This is a genomic window from Rhizobium bangladeshense (genome assembly GCF_017357245.1).
GTDB classification, from domain to species: domain Bacteria; phylum Pseudomonadota; class Alphaproteobacteria; order Rhizobiales; family Rhizobiaceae; genus Rhizobium; species Rhizobium bangladeshense.
Map to the genome: position 1 here is coordinate 554,624 of NZ_CP071612.1, position 20,407 is coordinate 575,030.

Annotated in this window: 15 protein-coding genes; 11 read left to right on the forward strand and 4 right to left on the reverse strand. The window is 62.4% G+C overall.

Going from position 1 to position 20,407, the window contains the following annotated elements; translation table 11 throughout:
* Positions 1–123 precede the first annotated feature (123 nt).
* The 4 genes from J2J98_RS02705 to J2J98_RS02720 all read left to right on the forward strand — a co-directional run bounded on the left by J2J98_RS02705 (position 124) and on the right by J2J98_RS02720 (position 6,087).
* On the forward strand, positions 124–1,920 hold the full coding sequence (locus J2J98_RS02705) for an acyl-CoA dehydrogenase C-terminal domain-containing protein (RefSeq protein WP_207602276.1): 1,797 nt from the start codon (positions 124–126) through the stop codon (positions 1,918–1,920).
* A 172-nt stretch (positions 1,921–2,092) separates the two neighbouring features.
* Positions 2,093–3,301 carry an acetyl-CoA C-acetyltransferase gene (locus J2J98_RS02710; RefSeq protein WP_064709778.1) on the forward strand — a complete coding sequence of 403 codons (1,209 nt, stop codon included), beginning with the start codon at positions 2,093–2,095 and terminating at the stop codon, positions 3,299–3,301.
* 66 nt (positions 3,302–3,367) lie between these two features.
* Positions 3,368–5,584, forward strand: coding sequence for a 3-hydroxyacyl-CoA dehydrogenase NAD-binding domain-containing protein (locus tag J2J98_RS02715; protein WP_207602277.1), 2,217 nt, complete (start codon positions 3,368–3,370; stop codon positions 5,582–5,584).
* 293 nt (positions 5,585–5,877) lie between these two features.
* Positions 5,878–6,087 (forward strand): cold-shock protein, encoded by a 210-nt coding sequence (locus tag J2J98_RS02720; RefSeq protein ID WP_011423929.1) that lies wholly within the window; start codon positions 5,878–5,880, stop codon positions 6,085–6,087.
* A gap of 140 nt (positions 6,088–6,227) precedes the next feature.
* On the opposite strand, the gene J2J98_RS02725 is transcribed toward J2J98_RS02720, so the two are convergent.
* The gene (locus J2J98_RS02725; RefSeq protein ID WP_207602278.1) at positions 6,228–6,728 is read right to left on the reverse strand and encodes a MarR family winged helix-turn-helix transcriptional regulator; all 501 of its coding nucleotides are present in this window, start codon (positions 6,726–6,728) and stop codon (positions 6,228–6,230) included.
* A 57-nt stretch (positions 6,729–6,785) separates the two neighbouring features.
* Between J2J98_RS02725 and J2J98_RS02730 the strand changes: the two genes are divergently transcribed.
* Positions 6,786–7,190 carry a GFA family protein gene (locus tag J2J98_RS02730; protein ID WP_207602279.1) on the forward strand — a complete coding sequence of 135 codons (405 nt, stop codon included), beginning with the start codon at positions 6,786–6,788 and terminating at the stop codon, positions 7,188–7,190.
* Here the strand turns inward: J2J98_RS02730 and J2J98_RS02735 are convergent.
* Entirely contained in the window at positions 7,187–8,389 is a 1,203-nt protein-coding gene (locus J2J98_RS02735) for an MFS transporter (protein ID WP_207602280.1), read from the reverse strand. The genes J2J98_RS02730 and J2J98_RS02735 overlap by 4 nt on opposite strands.
* A gap of 193 nt (positions 8,390–8,582) precedes the next feature.
* Here J2J98_RS02735 and J2J98_RS02740 point away from each other — a divergent pair, with 193 nt between their 5' ends.
* Positions 8,583–9,140, forward strand: coding sequence for a TetR/AcrR family transcriptional regulator (locus J2J98_RS02740; RefSeq protein WP_207602281.1), 558 nt, complete (start codon positions 8,583–8,585; stop codon positions 9,138–9,140).
* Positions 9,141–9,148: 8 nt separating this feature from the next.
* Here the strand turns inward: J2J98_RS02740 and J2J98_RS02745 are convergent, their stop codons facing one another.
* Entirely contained in the window at positions 9,149–12,652 is a 3,504-nt protein-coding gene (locus J2J98_RS02745; RefSeq protein WP_207602282.1) for a PAS domain-containing hybrid sensor histidine kinase/response regulator, read from the reverse strand.
* Between the two features lie 221 nt (positions 12,653–12,873).
* Between J2J98_RS02745 and mscL the strand changes: the two genes are divergently transcribed.
* The 5 genes from mscL (at position 12,874) to J2J98_RS02770 (ending at position 18,205) form a co-directional block, all read left to right on the forward strand.
* Positions 12,874–13,311 carry a large conductance mechanosensitive channel protein MscL gene (gene mscL, locus J2J98_RS02750; protein ID WP_207602283.1) on the forward strand — a complete coding sequence of 146 codons (438 nt, stop codon included), beginning with the start codon at positions 12,874–12,876 and terminating at the stop codon, positions 13,309–13,311.
* A 122-nt stretch (positions 13,312–13,433) separates the two neighbouring features.
* Entirely contained in the window at positions 13,434–14,600 is a 1,167-nt protein-coding gene (locus J2J98_RS02755) for a pyridoxal phosphate-dependent aminotransferase (RefSeq protein ID WP_207602284.1), read from the forward strand.
* 202 nt (positions 14,601–14,802) lie between these two features.
* Positions 14,803–15,837, forward strand: coding sequence for a UDP-glucose 4-epimerase GalE (gene galE, locus J2J98_RS02760; protein ID WP_207602285.1), 1,035 nt, complete (start codon positions 14,803–14,805; stop codon positions 15,835–15,837).
* A 139-nt stretch (positions 15,838–15,976) separates the two neighbouring features.
* Positions 15,977–17,029, forward strand: a complete 1,053-nt coding sequence (locus J2J98_RS02765) for an enoyl-CoA hydratase/isomerase family protein (RefSeq protein WP_207602286.1) — start codon at positions 15,977–15,979, stop codon at positions 17,027–17,029.
* A gap of 237 nt (positions 17,030–17,266) precedes the next feature.
* A complete protein-coding gene (locus J2J98_RS02770; protein WP_064709789.1) occupies positions 17,267–18,205 on the forward strand; it encodes an MBL fold metallo-hydrolase in 939 nt (312 codons plus the stop codon).
* Between the two features lie 41 nt (positions 18,206–18,246).
* Here the strand turns inward: J2J98_RS02770 and J2J98_RS02775 are convergent, their stop codons facing one another.
* Positions 18,247–20,307, reverse strand: coding sequence for an ATP-dependent helicase (locus tag J2J98_RS02775; RefSeq protein WP_064709790.1), 2,061 nt, complete (start codon positions 20,305–20,307; stop codon positions 18,247–18,249).
* Between the last annotated feature and the right edge of the window lie 100 nt (positions 20,308–20,407).

Genomic DNA, 20,407 nt, shown 5'->3' on the forward strand with positions numbered 1-20,407 from the left:
CAAGATTTTTTTCAGAAAAGGGAGCGAAGCTGCAGAATTTGACGTTTACGCAAACGTCAATATTTTGTAAGACAGTGCCCGAGGCCGGAGCGATCCGGTCAGTCGAATGGAGGAATTCTGAAGATGCCAGTCTACAAGGCCCCGGTGACCGACACGCTTTTCGTTCTGAACGATGTGCTGGGCCTCGAACGCTACAACAATCTTCCCGGTTTTGCCGACGCAACGCCCGATATGATCGAGGCGATCCTCGGCGAGGCGGCGAAGGTTGCCGAAGAAGTCCTTTTCCCGGTGAATTATTCTGGCGACCAGGAAGGCTGCGTTCGCCATGACGATGCGAGCGTCTCGACGCCGAGCGGCTTCAAGGAGGCGTACAGGTCCTATCGCGAAGGCGGCTGGATCGGCCTTGCGGTGCCGGAGGAGTTCGGCGGCCAGGGGCTTCCCTATACGCTGCATGCCGCCGTCGGCGAATATACCTCCGCCGCCAATATGTCGCTGATGATGTATCCGGGCCTGACGCAGGGCGCGATCGCCGCGATCCTCGTCCACGGCACGCAGGAGCAGAAAGACACCTATCTGCCGAAGATGGTGGACGGCTCTTGGTCCGGCACCATGAACCTGACCGAGCCGCATTGCGGCACCGATCTCGGCATGCTGCGCACCAAGGCGGTGCCGCAGGCCGATGGCAGCTATAAGATATCAGGCCAGAAGATTTTCATCTCCGCTGGTGAACACGACCTGACCGACAACATCGTCCATCTGGTCCTGGCCCGTATCGAAGGTGCGCCCGAGGGCACCAAGGGTATCTCGCTCTTCATCGTTCCGAAGTTCCTCGTCGGCGAGGACGGAACGCTTCGCGCCCGCAACGCCGTTTCCTGCGGCGCGATCGAGCACAAGATGGGCATCCACGGCAACGCCACCTGCGTCATGAATTACGACGAGGCGACGGGCTTCCTGATCGGCGCCGAAAACCGCGGCCTCAACGCCATGTTCGTGATGATGAACGAGGCTCGCCTGATGGTCGGCCTGCAGGGCATCGCCATTTCCGAGATCGCCTATCAGAATGCCGCGAATTACGCCCGCGACCGCATCCAGGGCCGTTCGCTCTCCGGCCCCAAGGCGCCTGACAGGAAGGCCGATCCGATCATCGTCCATCCGGATATCCGCCGGTCGCTGATGACCATCCGCGCCTTCAACGAGGCCGGCCGCGCCTTCCTGCTCTGGACGGCGCTCAAGTCCGATATCGCCCATCGCGCCACCGACGGGAAGGAGCGCCAGACCGCCGACGATATACTCGGCCTCGTCACCCCGATCCTCAAGGGCGTAATGACCGACAGGGGCTTCGATCACGCCGTCATGGCCCAGCAGGTCTTCGGCGGCCACGGCTATATCGAAGAGCACGGCATGAGCCAGTATGTGCGCGATGCCCGCATCGCCATGATCTATGAGGGCGCCAACGGCATCCAGGCGCTCGACCTCGTCGGCCGTAAGCTCGCCCTGAACGGCGGCCGCGCCGCCATGGCCCTGTTCAAGGAGATCGGCGACTTCTGCGAGGAGAACCGCAGCAACGAGAAGCTCTCCTTCTTCACCAAGCACCTGAAGAAGGGCTTGAACGACGTCCAGGGCGCGACCATGTGGTTCATGCAGAACGCCATGGCCAAGCCCGACAATGCCGGCGCCGGCTCGACCGATTACATGCACCTCTTCGGCCTCGTCGTTCTCGGCTATATGTGGGCGAAGATGGCGAAGGCCGCCGAGGAGGGCCTTGCCTCCGGTGACGCAAGCCGCGAGGATTATCTGAAGAACAAGCTGATCACGGCGAAATTCTTCATGGAGCGGATCATGCCGGAAACGGCACTTCGCAAGGCCCGCATCGAAGCCGGCGCCGACACGATGATGGAACTGGCCGCGGAAGCGTTTTGAGCCGGTTCTCCCTCGCCTCGTGGGGAGGGTTGGGGGTGAGAAGCGGTCGGCGCAGCCGACGAAACGATCCGGTGAATCGTTTCGAGCGCCGAACGCCCTGAGTTTAAAACGAAGGGCTATTTGGTCTTCGCAGATTTTGAAGGCGCGTTGCCGCCGCCAGGGAGACGAGACAATGACCGAGGTTTTCATTTACGATCACGTCCGCACGCCGCGCGGCCGCGGCAAGAAGGACGGCGCCCTGCATGAGGTGCCCTCCGTGCGCCTCGCGGCCAAGACGCTGGAAGCGATCCGCGACCGCAACGGGCTCGACACCACGACCGTCGACGACATCATCATGGGCTGCGTCGATCCGGTCATGGATGCCGGCGCGGTCATCCCGAAGGCTGCCGCCTTCGAAGCCGGTTATTCCACAAGAGCGCCCGGGATGCAGATTTCCCGCTTCTGCGCCTCCGGCCTCGACGCCGTCAATTTCGCCGCCGGCAAGATCGCCCAGGGCGCCGATGACATCGTCATCGCAGGCGGCGTGGAAAGCATGTCCCGCGTCGGCCTCGGCATGTCCGGCGGCGCCTGGTTCATGGATCCTTCGGTAAATTTCCCGGCTTTTTTCATGCCGCAGGGCGTCTCGGCCGATCTCATCGCCACCAAATACGGCTTCAGCAGAACCGATGTCGACGCTTATGCCGTCGAGAGCCAGAAGCGCGCCGCCCACGCCTGGCAACAGGGCTGGTTCGACAAGTCGGTTATCCCTGTCAAGGACCAGAACGGCCTGACGATCCTTGATAAGGACGAGCATATGCGCCCCGGCACCGACATGCAGGCGCTCGCCTCCCTCAACCCGTCCTTCCAGATGCCCGGCGAGATGGGCGGCTTCGAAGCCGTCGGCATCCAGGCCCATCCCGAGATCGAGCGCATCAACTATGTCCACCATGCCGGCAATTCCTCCGGCATCGTCGACGGCGCCGGCGCCGTGCTGCTCGGCTCGAAACCCGGCGGTGAAAGCATGGGGCTGAAGCCGCGCGCCCGCATCAAGGCTTTCGCCAATATCGGTTCCGATCCGGCTTTGATGCTGACAGGGCCGGTCGACGTCACCGAGAAGCTGTTGAAACGGACCGGCATGAGCCTTGCCGATATCGACCTCTTCGAGCTGAACGAGGCCTTCGCCGCCGTCGTGCTGCGCTACATGCAAGCCTTCGACATCGACCATGGCAGGATCAACGTCAATGGCGGCGCCATCGCCATGGGCCATCCGCTCGGCGCCACCGGCGCCATGATCCTCGGGACCGTGCTCGACGAGCTGGAACGCCGCGACCTCAACACCGCGCTGGTAACGCTCTGCATCGGCGCCGGCATGGGCACGGCAACCGTTATCGAACGAGTTTGATGGGACGGCGCCCCTCCACAAGGGGAGGGGCTTCACCGCAAGAGAATTCAGGGAGAGGAATTCCCAATGAGCAACTACACCAACTTCACGCTCGAAACCGACGCCGATGGCATCGCTCTCGTCACCTGGGACATGCCCGGCAAATCGATGAACGTCTTCACTTCCGAGGTGATGGAAGAGCTCAACGCGATCATCGACGCGACCACCGCTGACGCCGCCGTCAAGGGTGTCGTCTTCACGTCAGGCAAATCCTCCTTCTCCGGCGGCGCCGATCTTTCGATGATCAAGTCGATGTTCAGCTCCTATCAGCAGGAGAAGGCAAAGAGCCCGGAGACGGCGGTGCAGACGCTGTTTGGTCTGGTCGGCCGGATGAGCGGCCTCTTCCGCAAGCTCGAAACCTCGGGCAAGCCATGGGTATCGGCGATCAACGGCACCTGCATGGGCGGCGCTTTCGAACTGTCGCTTGCCTGCCACGGCCGCGTCGCCTCCAATGCCAAGAGCGTCAAGATCGCGCTGCCCGAGGTCAAGGTCGGCATCTTCCCCGGCGCCGGCGGCACCCAGCGTGTGCCGCGACTCGCCAACGCCCAGGACGCGCTGCAGATGATGACGACGGGCCAGTCGCTGAGCGGCTCGCGCGCCAAGGCGATGAACCTCGTGCATCAGGTGGTCGAGCCGGACCAGCTGATGCCCGCCGCCAAGCAGATGATCAAGGACGGCCTGAAGCCGGTCGCCCCCTGGGACGAGAAAGGCTTCAAGCTGCCAGGCGGCGGCATCTGGACGCCGGCGTCAGCCCAACTCTGGCCGGCCGCGCCGGCGATCCTGCGTCGCGAGACGTCGGGCAATTATCCAGCAGCACTCGCCATCTTGAAATGTGTTTATGAAGGCCTGCAGGTTCCGTTCGACACGGCTCTCAAGATCGAGCAGCGTTATTTCACCGAGGTTTTGCAGACCCGCGAAGCCTTCTCGATGATCCGTTCGCTGTTCATCTCCATGCAGGAGCTCGGTAAGGGCGCCCGCCGCCCCGCCGGCATTCCGAAGACGGAGCTCAAGCATGTCGGCGTCGTCGGCGCCGGCTTCATGGGCGCCTCGATCGCCTATGTCACTGCCGCTGCTGGCATTCCGGTGACCCTGATCGACCGCGATATGGAAGCGGCTGCCAAGGGAAAGGCCGTCTCCGAAGGCCTGGTCAAGGATTCCGTTGGTAAGGGACGATTTACGCAGGTTGAGGCGGCGGCCCTGCTCTCCCGCATCACGCCTTCGGCCGATTATGCCGATCTCGCCAATGCCGACCTCGTTATCGAGGCCGTGTTCGAGGATCGCGAAGTGAAGAAGGCTGTTATCGAGGCGGTCGAAGCGGTGCTGCCCGAGGGCGCGATCTTCGCCTCCAACACCTCGACCCTGCCGATCACGGGCCTTGCGAAGAATTCCAAACGTCCCGCCGATTTCATCGGCATCCACTTCTTCTCGCCTGTCGAAAAGATGATGCTGACCGAGGTGATCCTCGGAGGCGAAACCGGCGACAAGGCGCTCGCCGTCGCTCTCGATTATGTCGCGGCGATCAAGAAGACGCCGATCGTCGTCAACGACACCCGCGGCTTTTTCGTCAATCGCTGCGTGCTGCGATACATGTCGGAAAGCTATGACATGCTGATCGAAGGTGTGCCGCCCGCCATGATCGAGAATGCCGCCAAGATGGCCGGCATGCCTGTGGGACCGCTGGCTTTGAATGACGAGGTGGCGATCGACCTTTCGCTGAAGATCCTCAAGGCGACCGTTGCCGATCTCGGCGAAAAAGCGATCGACCCCAGGCACATGGAGCTCATCTCTCGTATGGTCGAAAAGGAGGGCCGCTTCGGCCGCAAGAATTCCAAGGGCTTCTACGATTACCCGCCGAAACCGGCGAAGAAGTCGCTCTGGCCGGATCTCAAGACCTTCTATCCGCAGAAGAAGGCCGGCGAGGTAGATATCACCGTGCTCAAACAACGCTTCCTCGTCACCATCGCGCTCGAAGCCGCCCGCACCGTGGAAGAAGGCATCGTTACCGATCCGCGCGAAGCCGATGTCGGCTCGATCCTCGGCTTCGGCTTCGCCCCCTATACCGGCGGCGCACTCTCCTATATCGACGGAATGGGCGCCAAGGCCTTCGTGGAACTGGCGGAAAGGTTAGCGCAAGCTTACGGAGAGCATTTCAGGCCGACGCCGTTGCTGAAGGATCTGGCTGACAAGGGCGAGACGTTTTATGGGCGGTTCGATCCCTATGCGGGGGCGAAAGCGGCGGCCTAAGCTTTTGTGGGTTGGTTTTGAGGAGACTATCTTGACACCGTGCCGTGGCGCGCCACGGCACGGGCGCAAAAGGATCTTGCGTTTGGTCCAAGCCGGCTAATCCAACTTTTCCTCGCCGACGCCTTGCCCCGGACACAATTTCCAATTACACCTCCCTACATCGATCTTGCTAGATGAACTTTGAAACGGCGTGTGCGTCGTTCCTGGCGAACTTCCTCCAAAATCGGTTTTCATCGCCGCTCGGCATTTCTCCGGGCTGCAATCTTCTATGAGCGATTCGAAAGGATATCGTCATGAACACAGGTACCGTTAAGTGGTTCAACGCAACCAAGGGTTTTGGCTTCATTCAGCCGGATGACGGCGCTGCCGACGTTTTCGTCCACATCTCCGCCGTCGAGCGCGCCGGCATGCGTGACCTCAAGGATGGCCAGAAGCTCTCCTACGATCTCGTCCGCGACAACAAGTCCGGCAAGATGTCGGCAGACCGCCTTCAGGCGGCCTGAACTTAGCGCGTCCGGTTGGACGCGTGGAGTTTTGAATATCATCTCCGGATCGTGACCACGGATGTACTGGCACGGTTCGTCGAGATGGCAGGGAAGGTCGGGTTCGCCCGGCCTTTTTTCGTTTTCCCGCCAGTGCCATCTCAGCCTTGAGAGGCTTCGTCGGCCTCCAACATCTGCATGACCGTACCCATGACAGCACGCGCGGCATCGAGTTCGGCCGGCTTGAGCGCCGCACCCAACTCGTTTGCCCACCGGGCCTGCGCGATCTCGATCGCTCCTAACCGCGCCGCCCCTTCAGTCGTCAGCAGCACCAGCTTGGCGCGCTGGTGCTGTGGGTTGCCGGCATAGGCGATCAGCCCTTCACCCTCCAGCACATCGGCAAGCCGCTGCACGCCTTGGCGTGTGAGGCCGAGTGCGCGGGCAATCTGCGCCACCGAAAGGTCGCCGTGCCTTGCCGCCGCCAGCACCTGCCAGCGGGCGCTGGTCTGCCCGGAAGGCTTTGCCAGCCGGTCTCCGGCGGCTGTCAGGTGGCCGGCGAGCCGCAGCGCCGTGATCGCGAAAAATGAAAAGGCGTCCCCCTCCATCGTCCGCTCCGGTCGATTCCGTTTGACAACATGTTGTCTATTTTGTATCTCATTCATAATGACAACATATTGTCACATGACGACCCCGAAGGCAACGCGAAGGAGGAGACTGCCATGAAGAAAACTTACAGGGGAAGCTGCCATTGCGGTAAAGTGCGCTACGAGGTGGATATGGACCTTGAGGCCGGGACCGGCCGCTGCAATTGCTCGATCTGCGCCAAGCGCCGCTATTGGGGCGCCAACGTTAAGCCGGAGGATTTCCGGCTGATATGCGGCGAGGCGGAGACATCGGATTACCAGTTCAACACGATGAGCGGCCATCACCGCTTCTGCCGCACCTGCGGCGTGCCGGCCTTCGGCGACGGTTATATCGAAGCGATCGGCGGCGCCTATGTCTCGATCAACATCGCCTGCCTGGACGATATCGCACCGAAGGAACTAGCGGCACTGCCGGTCCATTATTATGACGGCAGGCACGATGCCTGGTGGAACGAGCCTGAAGTGACGAGTTATCTCTAAGCCGCGCCTTCCGTGGCTCTCCACCGGCGGGTGCGAAGGGCGACGATCCCGACGGCCAGCAACAACAGGATGACGCTCGCATAAATATCCGTCGTCACCTGGTAGCCGGCGGATTTCGCCAGGAACCCGGCAAGGATTGCAGGCAGGCTGAAGGCAAGGTAGCTCTGGACGTAGAAGGCCGACAGCAGCCCCGCCCGCTCATCCGCCTTGGCGAGCGGCATGATGGTGCCGATCGAACCGAGGAAATTGGTGCCGAAACCGGCGCCGGTGAGGACCGTTCCGATCAGCAGCAGCGGAACATTGGCGAGATGCACGCCGGCAACGACCGTCAGTATGCCGAGCGCCTTGGCAGACACGCCGAAGAAGAGATTGGCCGCGGCCGTCCTGCCGCGCCTGAGATAGACGGCGATCGCACCGCTCGCGGTCAAGGCAGCGACGACTGCCCCGCCTGTCAGCGGCTCGGTGCTGCCCGTCGTGCTGGCGACCAATGAGGGGACCAGCGATAGGTAGAATCCGCCGAGCGTCCAATTGGCGATATTGATCGGCGTCACCAGGGAGAGCGGTCCCTTTGCCTGTGGCGGAACGGAAACCCGCGGAACCAGCGAGCCGAGCGCGCCCGGCCGCGTGCTGCCGGTCTCGCGCACCAGCCAGACGGCCGCTGCCTGCAGCGTGAAGACGATGAGCAGCAGCGCGTAGACCAGATGCATCGGGAAGGGGCCATACTGGATCAAGGCGCTGGTGCCGACCGCGCCGAGCGCCATGCCGCAAAGCGGCGCAATCGAATTGACGATCTGTCCCTTCGCCCGGTCGACATCGACAAGGGCTGCTCCGAGCGAGGCGCCGGCGATGCCGGTGGCAATGCCCTGGACGATCCGCGCCGCGATCAGCCAGCCGGGACCGCTGGCGACGACGAAGAACCCCATGGCGATGATTTCGAGCAGCAGGGCGGAAAAGATCACCGGCCTGCGGCCGAGATGATCGGAGATCGAACCGGCAATCAGCAGCGCCGCCAAGAGCGCAAAGGCGTAGACGGCGAAGATGACGGTGATCAGCACCGGCGAGATGGAGAAGTTCTCCTGATAGATCCGGTAGAGCGGTGTCGGCACCGAGGAGGCGCCGAAGAAGGTGGCAAGCGTCAGCGCGTGAAAGCCGATCGAGGGGCGCGGCGCATTCTCTGTAGATTTGACTGCGGCGAACATATATTAAGCCCTCTTAAAGCTAAGTCGTTGCGTTAGCGACATGTAGGGCGGATGGGTCGCAAAGGCAAATTCTTTGCGTTTATTGTTCTGTCAAAGATTTTGAACCATGAGTTCTCATCCATGTTACCCATGTGCAGCGGTGTTGGGACGAGGGTATGCAAAGAGCACTGGGAGCGAAATTCGGGTTGCAGGCATGGCAGTAAAAGAGAATCTTCGTCCGGGCGGCCGAAGCGCCAGGGTTCAGGCCTCGGTGCATAAGGCGGTTCGCGAATTATTGGCCGAGACGGGCCGAACCGAGGTAACGATCCCACTGATTGCAGCCAAGGCGGGGGTGACGCCCTCGACCATCTATCGCCGCTGGGGCGAGCTGCAGGAGTTGCTTGCCGATGTCGCCGTCGAGCGGTTACGCCCGGATATGCAGCCGATCGATGCTGGCAGCGGCGAGGCCGATCTCCAGGCATGGGCCGAGCAATATGCCGAGGAAATGTCCTCGGGGCCGGGCCGCGAGATGATCCGCGACGTGCTGGCGGCGCAGACCGGCGCCAATGCCTGCAAATGCTGCGAATATACCCGCCAGCAGATCGTCGTCATCGCCGAAAGGGCAAAGTCGCGCGGCGAAACCTTCCCGGATGTCGACTTCGTCATGGATCAGGTCGTGGCGCCGATCATGTACCGCATCCTGTTCGGCGACATGCCGGATATCGAGCGCGTGCGCGCTCTCGTCGAGCGCGCCGTGAGTGCGACCGACTGAGCTGCCTTCTACTCCGCAGCCGCACGTTTGAGGCCGGAGATCTGGGTGATATAGGCGCGTAGCGCCGCCGGCCGCACCGGTTTGTGCTGAACGGCGATATTGTGCCGCTCGGCCTCGCTGCGCACTTCGGGCGTGCGGTCGGCGGTGATCAGCAAGGCGGGAATACCCGCGCCGAACTGCCGGCGCAGATGCAGGATTGCGGCAATGCCGGTGCCGTCGCCGAGATGATAGTCGGCGATAATGATGTCGGGCGGACCGTGGCGGCCATCGAGAGCGATCACCTCGGCAAGGCAGGCCAGCGCCTCGACCTCGCAGCCCCAGCCGCTGATCAAGAGCCGCATGCCTTCGTGGATCTTCGGCTCATTGTCGATACAGAGGATGTTCAACCCCTTGAGCGGCTGCCCGGAACGCTCTGGCGGGGTGATTGCCGTTGCGGCCTCCGCCGGCCGCGAGACGTCGAGTGGCATGGCGATCCGGAATTCTGTGCCCTTGCCATGCGTCGAGTACAGTTCGACCGGATGGTTGAGCACGTGGGCGATGCGATCAACGATCGAAAGGCCGAGCCCAAGGCCCGCGGCGGTCTTTGCCCCTTCGTCCAGCCGCGCGAATTCCTTGAAAACCGTGCGGAATTTCGATGGCGGAATGCCGATGCCGGAATCGATCACCTGGATGATCACCTCGTTGCCGCGCCGCCGGGCGCCGACCAGCACCTTGCCAGTGATCGTGTATTTGATGGCGTTGGAAACGAGGTTCTGCACCAGTCGGCGCAGAAGATTGGGGTCGGAGCGAACGCGCAGCGATGTCGGCATGACCACCAGCTTCAGCTGTTTTTCGCGGGCGATCGGCGCAAAGTCGGTCTCGATCCGCTCCAACAGGTCGGAAAGCGCGACGGAGGCAAGCCGCGGCCGCATGGCGCCGGTATCGAGCCGCGAGATGTCGAGCACCGCACCCAGAATGGTCTCCACCGATTCCAGCGCTGAATCGATGTTGCGCACGATCGGGCTGTTGTCGGATTGGGCCATGCGCTCGACCAGCGCCGAGGAATAGAGCCTGGCGGCGTTGAGCGGCTGCAGGATGTCGTGGCCGGCGGCCGCGAAGAAGCGAGTCTTGCCGATATTCGCCTCGTCGGCGGCGGCCCGCGCTTCGGCAAGTTCCCGGTTGACGCGGGTAAGCTCGGCAGTGCGCTCGGCGACGCGCTGCTCCAGCGTCTCGTTCGCCTGTTTCAGAGCCTGGTCGGCGTTGACGCGCTGGGTGATATCGGTGAAGGTGGCGACGATGCCCTTGTCGGGCATGGCGTTGGAGCGCACCTCGATGATCCGCTCGCCGCCGCCGAGCACCAGCGAGAAGGGCTTGTCGAGCGTCAGGAAATGCCGCACCGTCTGCTGCAGATCGCCGGGGGCTATGTCGCCACGCTGGCTGAGGATGGTGACGATCTCGGAGAGGGGAAAGCCGACCTGGCCGGCATTCTCGGGCAGATCCAGCAATTGCCGGAAACGCCGGTTCCAGATCGTCAGCCGGTTGGAACTGTCGAAGACGGCAATGCCCTGATCCATCTGCGACAGGGCAGTCTGCAGCATGTCCTGGTTATATTGCAGCGCCTCGCTCGCCTGATCGAGCAGCCAGGCGGTGTCGGAAGAGGCATCCTCGGTCTTTTGCAGGATCAATGACAGCACCAGCCTGGCCGAGGACGAGCCGATGGCGCTGCCAAGCAGCTGTTCGCTGAAATGGATGAGCGCCATGTCGGCCTGCTGCTCGTCCTCCAGCTTTCGGCCGGAGCTCTGTTCGTAGGTGGTAAAGGAGCGCTGCATCCGCTCTTCGCCGAGATAGCGCGAGATCGCCGCCTTGAGGTCGCCGACGCTGACGCGCGTCTTCCAGCCGCGTGTGGCAAATTGCGAGCGCGAATGCCGTTTGACGAAGATGCCGGCCTGGATGCGTTCCAGCGGCCTGGCATTGCGGGTGAGCGAGCCGACGATGAAGAAGGCAGTGTTGACGAGCAGGCTCATCGCCGTGGCATTAACCAGCGGATCGGCGTCGGGCGCGGTAAACAAGGTTGCGCCGGGAAAGATGAAGCCGAGCACGGCGCTCGCCACATAGGAATAATCAGGCCCGCCGAGCGAGGGCAGGAACAGCAGATAAACCCAGATGACGAAGCCGGAGGTCAGCCCGAGGATGGCGCCGCGCGCGTTCGCCCGCCGCCAGATCAGCCCACCGAAGAGTGCTGGGGCGATCTGCGCGATCGCCGCAAAGGAAAGAAGTCCGATCGAGGCGAGCCCGGCGGTGCTGTCGGTCGAGCGGTAATAGGCATAACCGAACAGCAGCACGGCGAAGATGGCGCTGCGGCGGATGTTGAGCAGCGTCTTGGCGAAATCGTCGCGCTGGCCGGCGCGGCCGGCAAGTTTGCGCCGGAGGAAGATCGGCATGATTATGTCGTTCGACACCATGATCGACAGCGCCACGGAATCGACGATGACCATCGCGGTTGCGGCGGAGAAGCCGCCGATGAAGGTGATCAGTGTCACCACCGGCATCTCACCGGCAAGCGGCAGCGACAGCATGTAGAAGTCGGCGTTACCGCCGCCGCCGAAGGTCAGCAGTCCGCCGATCGCCACCGGCAGCACAAAGAGATTGATGGCGATGAGGTAACCGGGGAACAGGAAGCCTGCGAGTTTCAGCTGCTTCGCCGTCCGGTTTTCGACGACCGTCACGTGGAATTGCCGCGGCAGCATGATGATTGCGAAGGCCGACAACAGGATCAGGGTGATCCAGCGGCTGATCGGCGTATGGTAGTTCAGCGCCGACATGACCAGCTTGTTGTTGACAGTCTTATGCCAGAGATCGGTCGGACCGTCGAAAAGAAACCAGATGACGCAGACGCCGGCCGTCAGGAAGGCGACCAGCTTGACCACCGATTCCATCGAAACGGCGAGGATCAGGCCGTCCTGATGTTCCGTCGCATCCGTATGCCGGGTGCCGAACATGATGGCGAAGCAGGCAAGCACCAGGGTCGCTATGAGCGGCAGGTCGAGGAAATACAGATTGCCGCTGCCGATGCCGTAATCGGACGGGTTGACCATGGCGCCGACGGTGCTCGAGATCGCCTTCAGCTGCAGAGCGATATAGGGAACGGTGCCGATCAGCGAGATCAGCGCCACGATCGTTGCGACCGTGGGATTCTTGCCATAGCGCGCGGCGACGAAATCGGCGACCGAGGTGAGCTTCTCTGTCTTGGCGAGCTCGATGATGCGGCGGAGCAGCGGCATGCCGAGCGTGAAGACGAGGATGGGGCCGATATAGATGCCGGCAAATTCCAGGCCGCGTTGCGCGGCAAGCCCGACACTGCCGAAATAGGTCCAGGAGGTGCAATAGATCGCAAGGCTCAGCGCATACACGACGGGCCATCCGCCTTCGAGTGCCCCCGGGCCGCGGTTCTTGCGGTCGCCGTAGCTTGCCACGGCGAAAAGCAGGAGCAGATAGCCTAAGGCAGACGCGAATATGACCCAGCCTGGAAGCATTGACCCTCCGCCGGCGAAAAGCCGCCGGCACCTCCCGCAATGACGTCAGCTTAAGTCATTTCAGCTGCCTTGAAAATTCCCGCCCGTCTACGCCTTAAGTCAAAGACCATATGGCGAGTTCGCCAGATAATTGCGATTGCCGATTGATTAATTGCAATGAAGATGTAGCTAATCGAAACAACTGCATATCTCCGAAATGGGATCAAAGGGAGACGGATCCGATGCTCAACGAGTTCAAGGCCTTTATCGCCCGCGGCAATGTCATGGATCTTGCAGTCGGCGTCATCATCGGCGGCGCCTTCGGCGGCATCGTCAAATCGCTGGTCGACGATATCATCATGCCTGTTGTTGGCGCCGTCTTCGGCGGCTTTGATTTTTCCAATTACTTCCTCCCGCTTTCGTCGGCCGTCAACGCGCCGACGCTTGCCGCCGCCCGCGCGCAGGGAGCGGTTTTCGCCTATGGCAGCTTCCTGACCGTTCTTATCAATTTCTTGATCCTCGCCTGGATCATCTTCCTGATGGTCAAGGCAGTGAACTATCTGCGTCTGCAGGTCGAGCGCCAGGAAAAGACCGCACCGGAAGAACTGCCCGCACCGCCGGCTGATGTTCAGCTGCTGACGGAGATCCGCGACCTGCTGGCAACCCGCTCGGGCGTCTGACGGGCTTTTGGCCTTGCCATTGGGCAAGGACGTCACTCATCACGAAAATCGATATGCCATCACTTGTTATCATGGGATTTGCCGACACAAATCTTCTATGAAGGTGAAAACCGGAGATACGCATGTCGATCATGAAGAGCCTCAGCCCGCGCGCCATGGCGGCGCCCGAAAGCGGGATCGTCGAAGTCGTCAACTATGCCCGCGGCCGCGAAGGCCTGCTGCCGCTCTGGGTGGGTGAAGGCGATCTGCCGACGCCCGATTTCATCAGCAGGGCGGCGATGGAGGCGCTGGCCGCCGGCGAAACCTTCTACACATGGCAGCGCGGCATTCCCGAGCTTCGCCGGGCGCTGTCGGATTATTATGCCAGGCATTTTTCCGCCCGGCTCCCGGTCGAGCAATTCTATGTTACCGGCTCCGGCATGCAGGCGATCCAGATCTGCATTCACGCGCTGACCTCGCCGGGTGACGAGTTCGTTTACCTCACCCCGGCTTGGCCCAATATCGCCGCGGCCCTCGAAATAGCGGGTGCGCGCTCCGTCGGCGTCGAGCTGCAGTTCGAGGGCGGTAGATGGACTGTCGATCTCGATCGTGTCGAATCCGCCATTACGCCGAAGACCAGAGGTATCTTCATCAACACGCCGTCGAACCCCACGGGTTGGACGGCGACGCAAAAGGATCTCGGCGATATCCTGGCGCTCGCCCGCAAACATGATGTCTGGATCATGGCCGATGAGATCTATGCGCGATATTACTTCGCCGGCGGCCGAGCCGCCTCTTTCCTCGACGTAATGGAGCCGGACGACAAGATCGTCTTCGTCAATTCCTTCTCGAAGAACTGGTCCATGACGGGCTGGCGCGTCGGCTGGATCGTTGCGCCGCCCGATATGGGGCAGGTGCTGGAAAACCTCATCCAATATTCAACATCGGGTGTGGCGCAGTTCATGCAGAAGGGCGCCGTCGCCGCCCTTGATCTCGGCGATGATTTCGTCGCCGCCAACATCGCAAAGGCCGCCCGCGCCCGCGATATCCTCTGCGATGCGCTGATCGCCACCAACCGCGTCGAGACTCTCAAGCCGGACGGCGCACTCTATGCTTTCCTGAAGATCGACGGCGTCACCGACAGCCGGAGCGCCGCCATAGATATCGTCGACAAGACAGGCGTCGGCCTTGCCCCGGGGGCTGCCTTCGGCGCCGGCGGCGAGCTCTTCCTGCGCGCCTGTTTCCTGCGCGACCCCGCCCAGGTGGCGATCGCGGCCGATCGTCTCTGCGACTATATCCTCAGCCTTTGAGAGGGCGCGGGCACGTTTGCCTCGGGCGATTTCGTGTCGGAATTGCCCGATCGATAAAACTGTAGCAAAGACCGAAATCGGCCTCTAACCACGACTCCAAACATACCCGTTCAAAAGCCTTCCAGCGGCGCTTTGATAAGAAAATTGGAAAGAAAACCGGCGCCTGATGCCCCTGCTTATTAGTTGAAGCGGGGTATGGGGCATGGCGGTTTTGGTGACGGGCGGCGCCGGGTATATCGGCAGCCACATGGTTTGGGCGCTCATCGATGCCGGCGAGGATGTGGTCGTGCTCGACCGCCTTTCCACCGGCTTCCGCTGGGCGGTGGCGCCGGCGGCGCGTTTTTACCTCGGCGACATCGCCGATGCCGATATCCTGAAGAAGATCTTCATCGAAAACGACATCGAGGCGATCATCCATTTTGCGGGCTCCGCCGTCGTGCCGGTTTCGGTTTCCGATCCGCTCTCTTATTACGACAACAATTCCGGCAAGACCCGGGCGCTTCTGTCGGCCTCGATCGATGCCGGCATCCGCCACTTCGTCTTTTCCTCGACGGCCGCCGTCTACGGCCAGCAACAGGCGGACCTGCCGGTGAAGGAGACTGCTCCCCTCAATCCGGAAAATCCTTACGGCCAGTCGAAGCTGATGACAGAGCTGATGCTGCGCGACGCGGCCGCCGCCTATGATTTCAGCTATGTCGCACTTCGTTACTTCAACGTCGCCGGCGCCGACCCGCACCACCGCACCGGCCAGTCGACTTCGGGCGCCACGCATCTCATCAAGGTCGCCTGCGAGGCAGCACTAGGCAAGCGCGACAGCGTCCATGTCTACGGCATCGACTATCCCACGCATGACGGCACCGGCGTGCGCGACTACATCCATGTCACTGACCTCGCCGATGCGCATCTGAAAGCGCTGCAGCACCTGCGCAGGGATAAGGGGTCGCTCGTTGCCAATTGCGGTTATGGCAGCGGCTATTCCGTGCTCGACGTCCTGAACATGGTCACCCGCCTGCACGGGCATTCCTTCAAGATCCACATGGCGCCGCGGCGCGCCGGCGATTCGGCAAGCGTTGTCGCCGACGCTTCGCTCGCGCGGCAGGTGCTCGATTGGAAGCCGCGATACGATTCGCTTGAGACGATCGTCCAGAGCTCGCTCGATTGGGAGCTCTTCCTCTCGGACAGAAACGTCGACGACCTGCACAGCATCCACCGGGCACTCGCCGCCGCATCCTTCTGAGCGGTGCTCAGCGGCAACTGCCGTTGACGTCTCCCGCACCCGCGGCTGTCAGCCTGAGCAATCGGTGGATGCTGGCCGGAAATACTCTGGAGCGATTCCGCATCCTCGTCTATGCATGGTTCAACAGACGAGGTGAACCATGCAGCAGGGCGAAGTGATCATCGAACGGCGGGGCACTGCCGGCATCATCCGGCTCAACCGACCGCGGGCGCTGAACAGTTTGACGCTGCCGATGATCCGCACGCTTGCCGAAGCACTTCATGGTTTTGCATCCGAATCTGACGTGAGCAGCCTTGTGATAACGGGCGAGGGTGAGCGCGGCTTCTGTGCCGGGGGTGATATCCGTGCCCTGCACGAAAGCGCCCGCGCCGGCGACGGTCTCGCCGGAACCTTCTGGCGCGAGGAATTCCGCCTCAACCATATGATCGCCTTCTATCCCAAACCTTATGTCGCGTTGATGGACGGCATCACCATGGGAGGCGGCGTCGGCCTGTCGTCGCACGGCCGCCACCGCGTCGTCACCGAGCGCACACGCCTTGCCATGCCGGAAACCGGCATCGGTTATGTCCCTGATGTCGGCGCCACATGGCTGCTGCCGAAGGCACCCGGCGAAGCCGGAACATGGCTCGGCCTGACCGGGCTCGATATTGGTGCTGCGGACGCGATCTATGCCAGTCTGGCCGATCTTCAGGTCGCTTCGTCGCGGCTCGACGCGGTGATCGATGCTCTTTCGGACCTGCCGCGCGGGAGTTCATCGAGCGACGTCAATGCCGTGTTGCAGGCATTTTGCGAGCCTCGGGGAGAAAGCCGGTTGCAGCAGAACGCAGCGATCATCGATCGCGCATTTTCCTTCGACAGCGTCGAGCAAATCCTCGCGGCTCTCGCCGAGCAAGAGGGTGAGTTCGCCGCCGAGACCCGCCGGGTGCTGTTGACCCGTTCGCCGACCAGCCTGAAACTCGCTCTGCGGCTGCTGAGATCAGGCCGCCGCAGCGCCTCCCTCGCCGAATGCCTTGGCCGCGAACTTGGCGCCTGCCTGCAGATGCTGGATAATCCGGATTTCTTCGAAGGCATCCGCGCCGCCGTCATCGACAAGGACCGCAACCCCAAGTGGTCGCCGGCATCAGTCGAGGGCGTGGAGCCGGCAACTGTCGAGCGTTTCTTGAAACCGGCCGAACCGCCGCTTTCACTCTGACGCTGTCATCCTCTGAATGCTGAATGCGCGGCACCCTGCGGCGGGCAAGAGCCCTTGCTTCCTGATGCCAGCCTTTTCGACACCAAATCTCCGGCGCGATGCGCCGAAACTATAGGCCGCCCTGTTCTAAAGCCTAGCTTTCCCTCTCCCTTGACCTGATCGACCGCCAGATATGCTTCGGCATAGTGTCCGCGATGTGACCCATAACCGACCTCTCGATCAAAACAGGAGTGCATCATGTCGCAGGCAGAAGCAAGAACCCGTACGACCGGTCAGCAGGAGCCTGGCAGGCCGAAGCATGAAGAATTGGTTCCGTCGCGCTACGCCGTGCGGATCGGCGATATCGAGGTTCTGATCATCAGCGACGGGGTGCTGCCGCTCCCCACCGCGATGCTGGGGCATAATGTCGGTACGGCTGACCGGGCAGCGTGGCTGGGCGATATGTTCCTGCCGATGGACGCTTTCGACTGGGCGCTGAACGTCGTCCTGGTCCGCAGCGGCGGGCAGACCATCCTTATCGACGCCGGGCTGGGATTGGACCCGGACCTGAACTTGCCGCGGGCCGGGCAGCTGATCAGGCGGCTGGAGGCTGCTGGTATCGATCTTGCTGCTGTGACCGACGTGGTGCTGACCCACTTGCACATGGATCATATCGGCGGGCTGTTGATCGATGGGGTAAAGGACCGGCTGCGTCCGGACCTCAGGATCCATGTGGCGGCCGCCGAGGCGAAGTTCTGGGAAGCGCCCGATTTCAGCCATGTGTCGATGCCGCCGGGCTTCCCGGACGCGCTGCGGGCAACTGCAAAGCGGTTCCTGAGCGAGTACGGCAACTACCTCAGGCTGTTCGACGAGCAGTCCGAGGTGGCGCCAGGGGTGGTCGCCCAACGTACCGGCGGCCATACTCCGGGGCATAGCGTCGTTCGACTGGCTTCCGGCGGCGACAGGTTGACATTCGCCGGCGACGCCATCTTTGCGGTCGGGTTCGAGCACCCCGACTGGTACAATGGCTTCGAGCACTATCCCGAGGAAGCGGCTCGTGTCCGCCTCGATCTTTTGCGGGAGCTGGCGGCGACCGGCGAACAGCTGGTGGCCACCCACCTGCCGTTCCCGTCCGTCGGCCGGGTGGCGGTGGACGGCGAAGTCTTCCGCTGGGTGCCGGTCTTCTGGGACTATTGAGCGCCGAAAGCGCGTTGCGTAGATCGGCTCTATGCAACGCTCTATCGCCACATGCCGCGCATGCGGGCGCCGACGTCGATGCGCACCTGGCGCGCTTGCGCTTGAGCGGCGGCTTCCGATTTCACCTGCGGCCAGCTGCAGGCCTCGAAGAACTGCAGCAGCGTCGCCGGAATGAAACGGCTGCGCGCGGCATAGACGTGCCGGTCGCCCTGCGCATTCTGTCCGTAAGTGAAGAAGCGTTGCGGCACGATGAGATCGAGACCGTCGCGGGCGCGCGTCATCGCCACATAGAGCAGGCGACGCTCCTCCTCGATCTCGGCGGTGGTGCCGACGGCGAGATCGTTTGGAATGCAGCCGTCGACGACGTTCAGCATGAAGACCCGTGTCCATTCCTGGCCCTTGGCGGAATGAATGGTCGACAGAATGAGATAGTCCTCGTCAAGAAGCGGTACGCCCGCCTGGTCGCTGGTCGCATCCGGCGGATCGAGGGTGAGCTCGGTGAGGAAACGCTCGCGTGAGGCATAACCCCCGGCGATCTGTTCGAGCTGCAGCAGATCGGCCTGCCGCGTGGCCGCATCTTCATGCAGCCGTTCCAGATGCGGCGCATACCATTGCCGCGCCAGCCCGATTTCCGCCGGCCAACCGGCCTTGCCGGATTTCAGCTCCTGCAGCATCGAAACGAAGGCCGTCCAGTCCTCGCCGGAGCGCGGCGGCGCCGGCATAGATGCCAGAGCAGACAACGGGCTCGCAACCTCCGCCATCAGATCGAGCGCCTTCTGCGCCGTCGACGGGCCGACGCCCGGCAGGATCTGCATCAGCCGGAAGCCCGCCACCCGGTCGCGCGGATTCTGCGCAAAGCGCAGGGCGGCCAGCATGTCCTTCACATGAGCGCTGTCGAGAAACTTCAAGCCGCCGAACTTGACGAAGGGAATGTTGCGCCGGGTCAGTTCCACCTCCAGCGGCCCGCTGTGATGGGCGGTGCGGAAGAGCACAGCCTGCTGCTTGAGCTTGAGGCCTTCCTCGCGATTGTCGAGCACCTTGTCGGCGACATAACGAGCCTGCTCGGCCTCGTCGCGCACCGAAACGAGGCGCGGCCGCTCCGCCGACTGCCGCTCCGTCCAGAGATTCTTGGTGAAGCGCTCCGAGGCGAGATCAATCACCGCATTGGCCGCCGCCAGGATCGGCTGCGTCGAGCGGTAGTTGCGATCGAGGGTGACGATATTGGCGGCCGGGCTGAAGGCGGCGGGAAAATCAAGGATATTGCGCACCGTCGCCGCCCGGAAGGAATAGATCGACTGCGCATCGTCGCCGACGACGGTCAGCCCCTGTCCCTGGGGCTTCAGCGCCAGGAGGATCGAGGCCTGCAGCCGGTTCGTGTCCTGATATTCGTCGACGAGCACATGGTCGAAGCGGCTGCCGATATCCTCGGCGATCACGCTCTCGCCCACCATCTGCGCCCAGTAGAGCAGCAGGTCGTCGTAATCGAGCACGTTCTGAGCCTGCTTCGCCTCGACATAACAGGCGAAAAGCTCGCGCAGCTGTTTCTCCCACGCCGCGCACCAGGGAAAGGCGTCGCGCAGCACCTGGTCGAGCGCGGTCTCCGAATTCACCGCCCGGGAATAGATGGCAAGGCATGTGCCCTTGGCGGGAAAGCGGCTTTCCGTCTTCGAGAAGCCGAGATCGTGCCGGATGAGGTTCATCAGATCGGCGCTGTCTTCCCGGTCGTGAATGGTGAAATCAGCATCGAGGCCGATCTGCTGCGCATAATCGCGCAGCAGCCGCGCGCCGATGCCGTGGAAGGTGCCGGACCAGGACAGCGCATCGGCCATAACGCCGGCATTCGAACCCAACACGTCGCGGCAGATGCGCTCGACGCGCCGCGCCATCTCGGCGGCAGCCCTCCGCGAGAAGGTCATCAGCAGGATGCGGCGGGGGTCGGCGCCCTTGACGATCAGGTGGGCGACCCGATGCGCCAGCGTGTTCGTCTTGCCGGAGCCGGCGCCGGCAATGACCAGCAGCGGTCCGGCAATATGGCTGCCGTCGGTGAGCGTGCCATGCTCCACGGCCATGCGCTGCTGCGGATTGAGCTTTTCGAGATACATCCAGCCGTCCGGTCGGGCTCCCGCAGAATCAGTGCGAGAAGATTAGATGTTCCTTGAATGTTCGCGATTTCAGCCGCTGTCAAGTCTGCAGCGCGGCGAT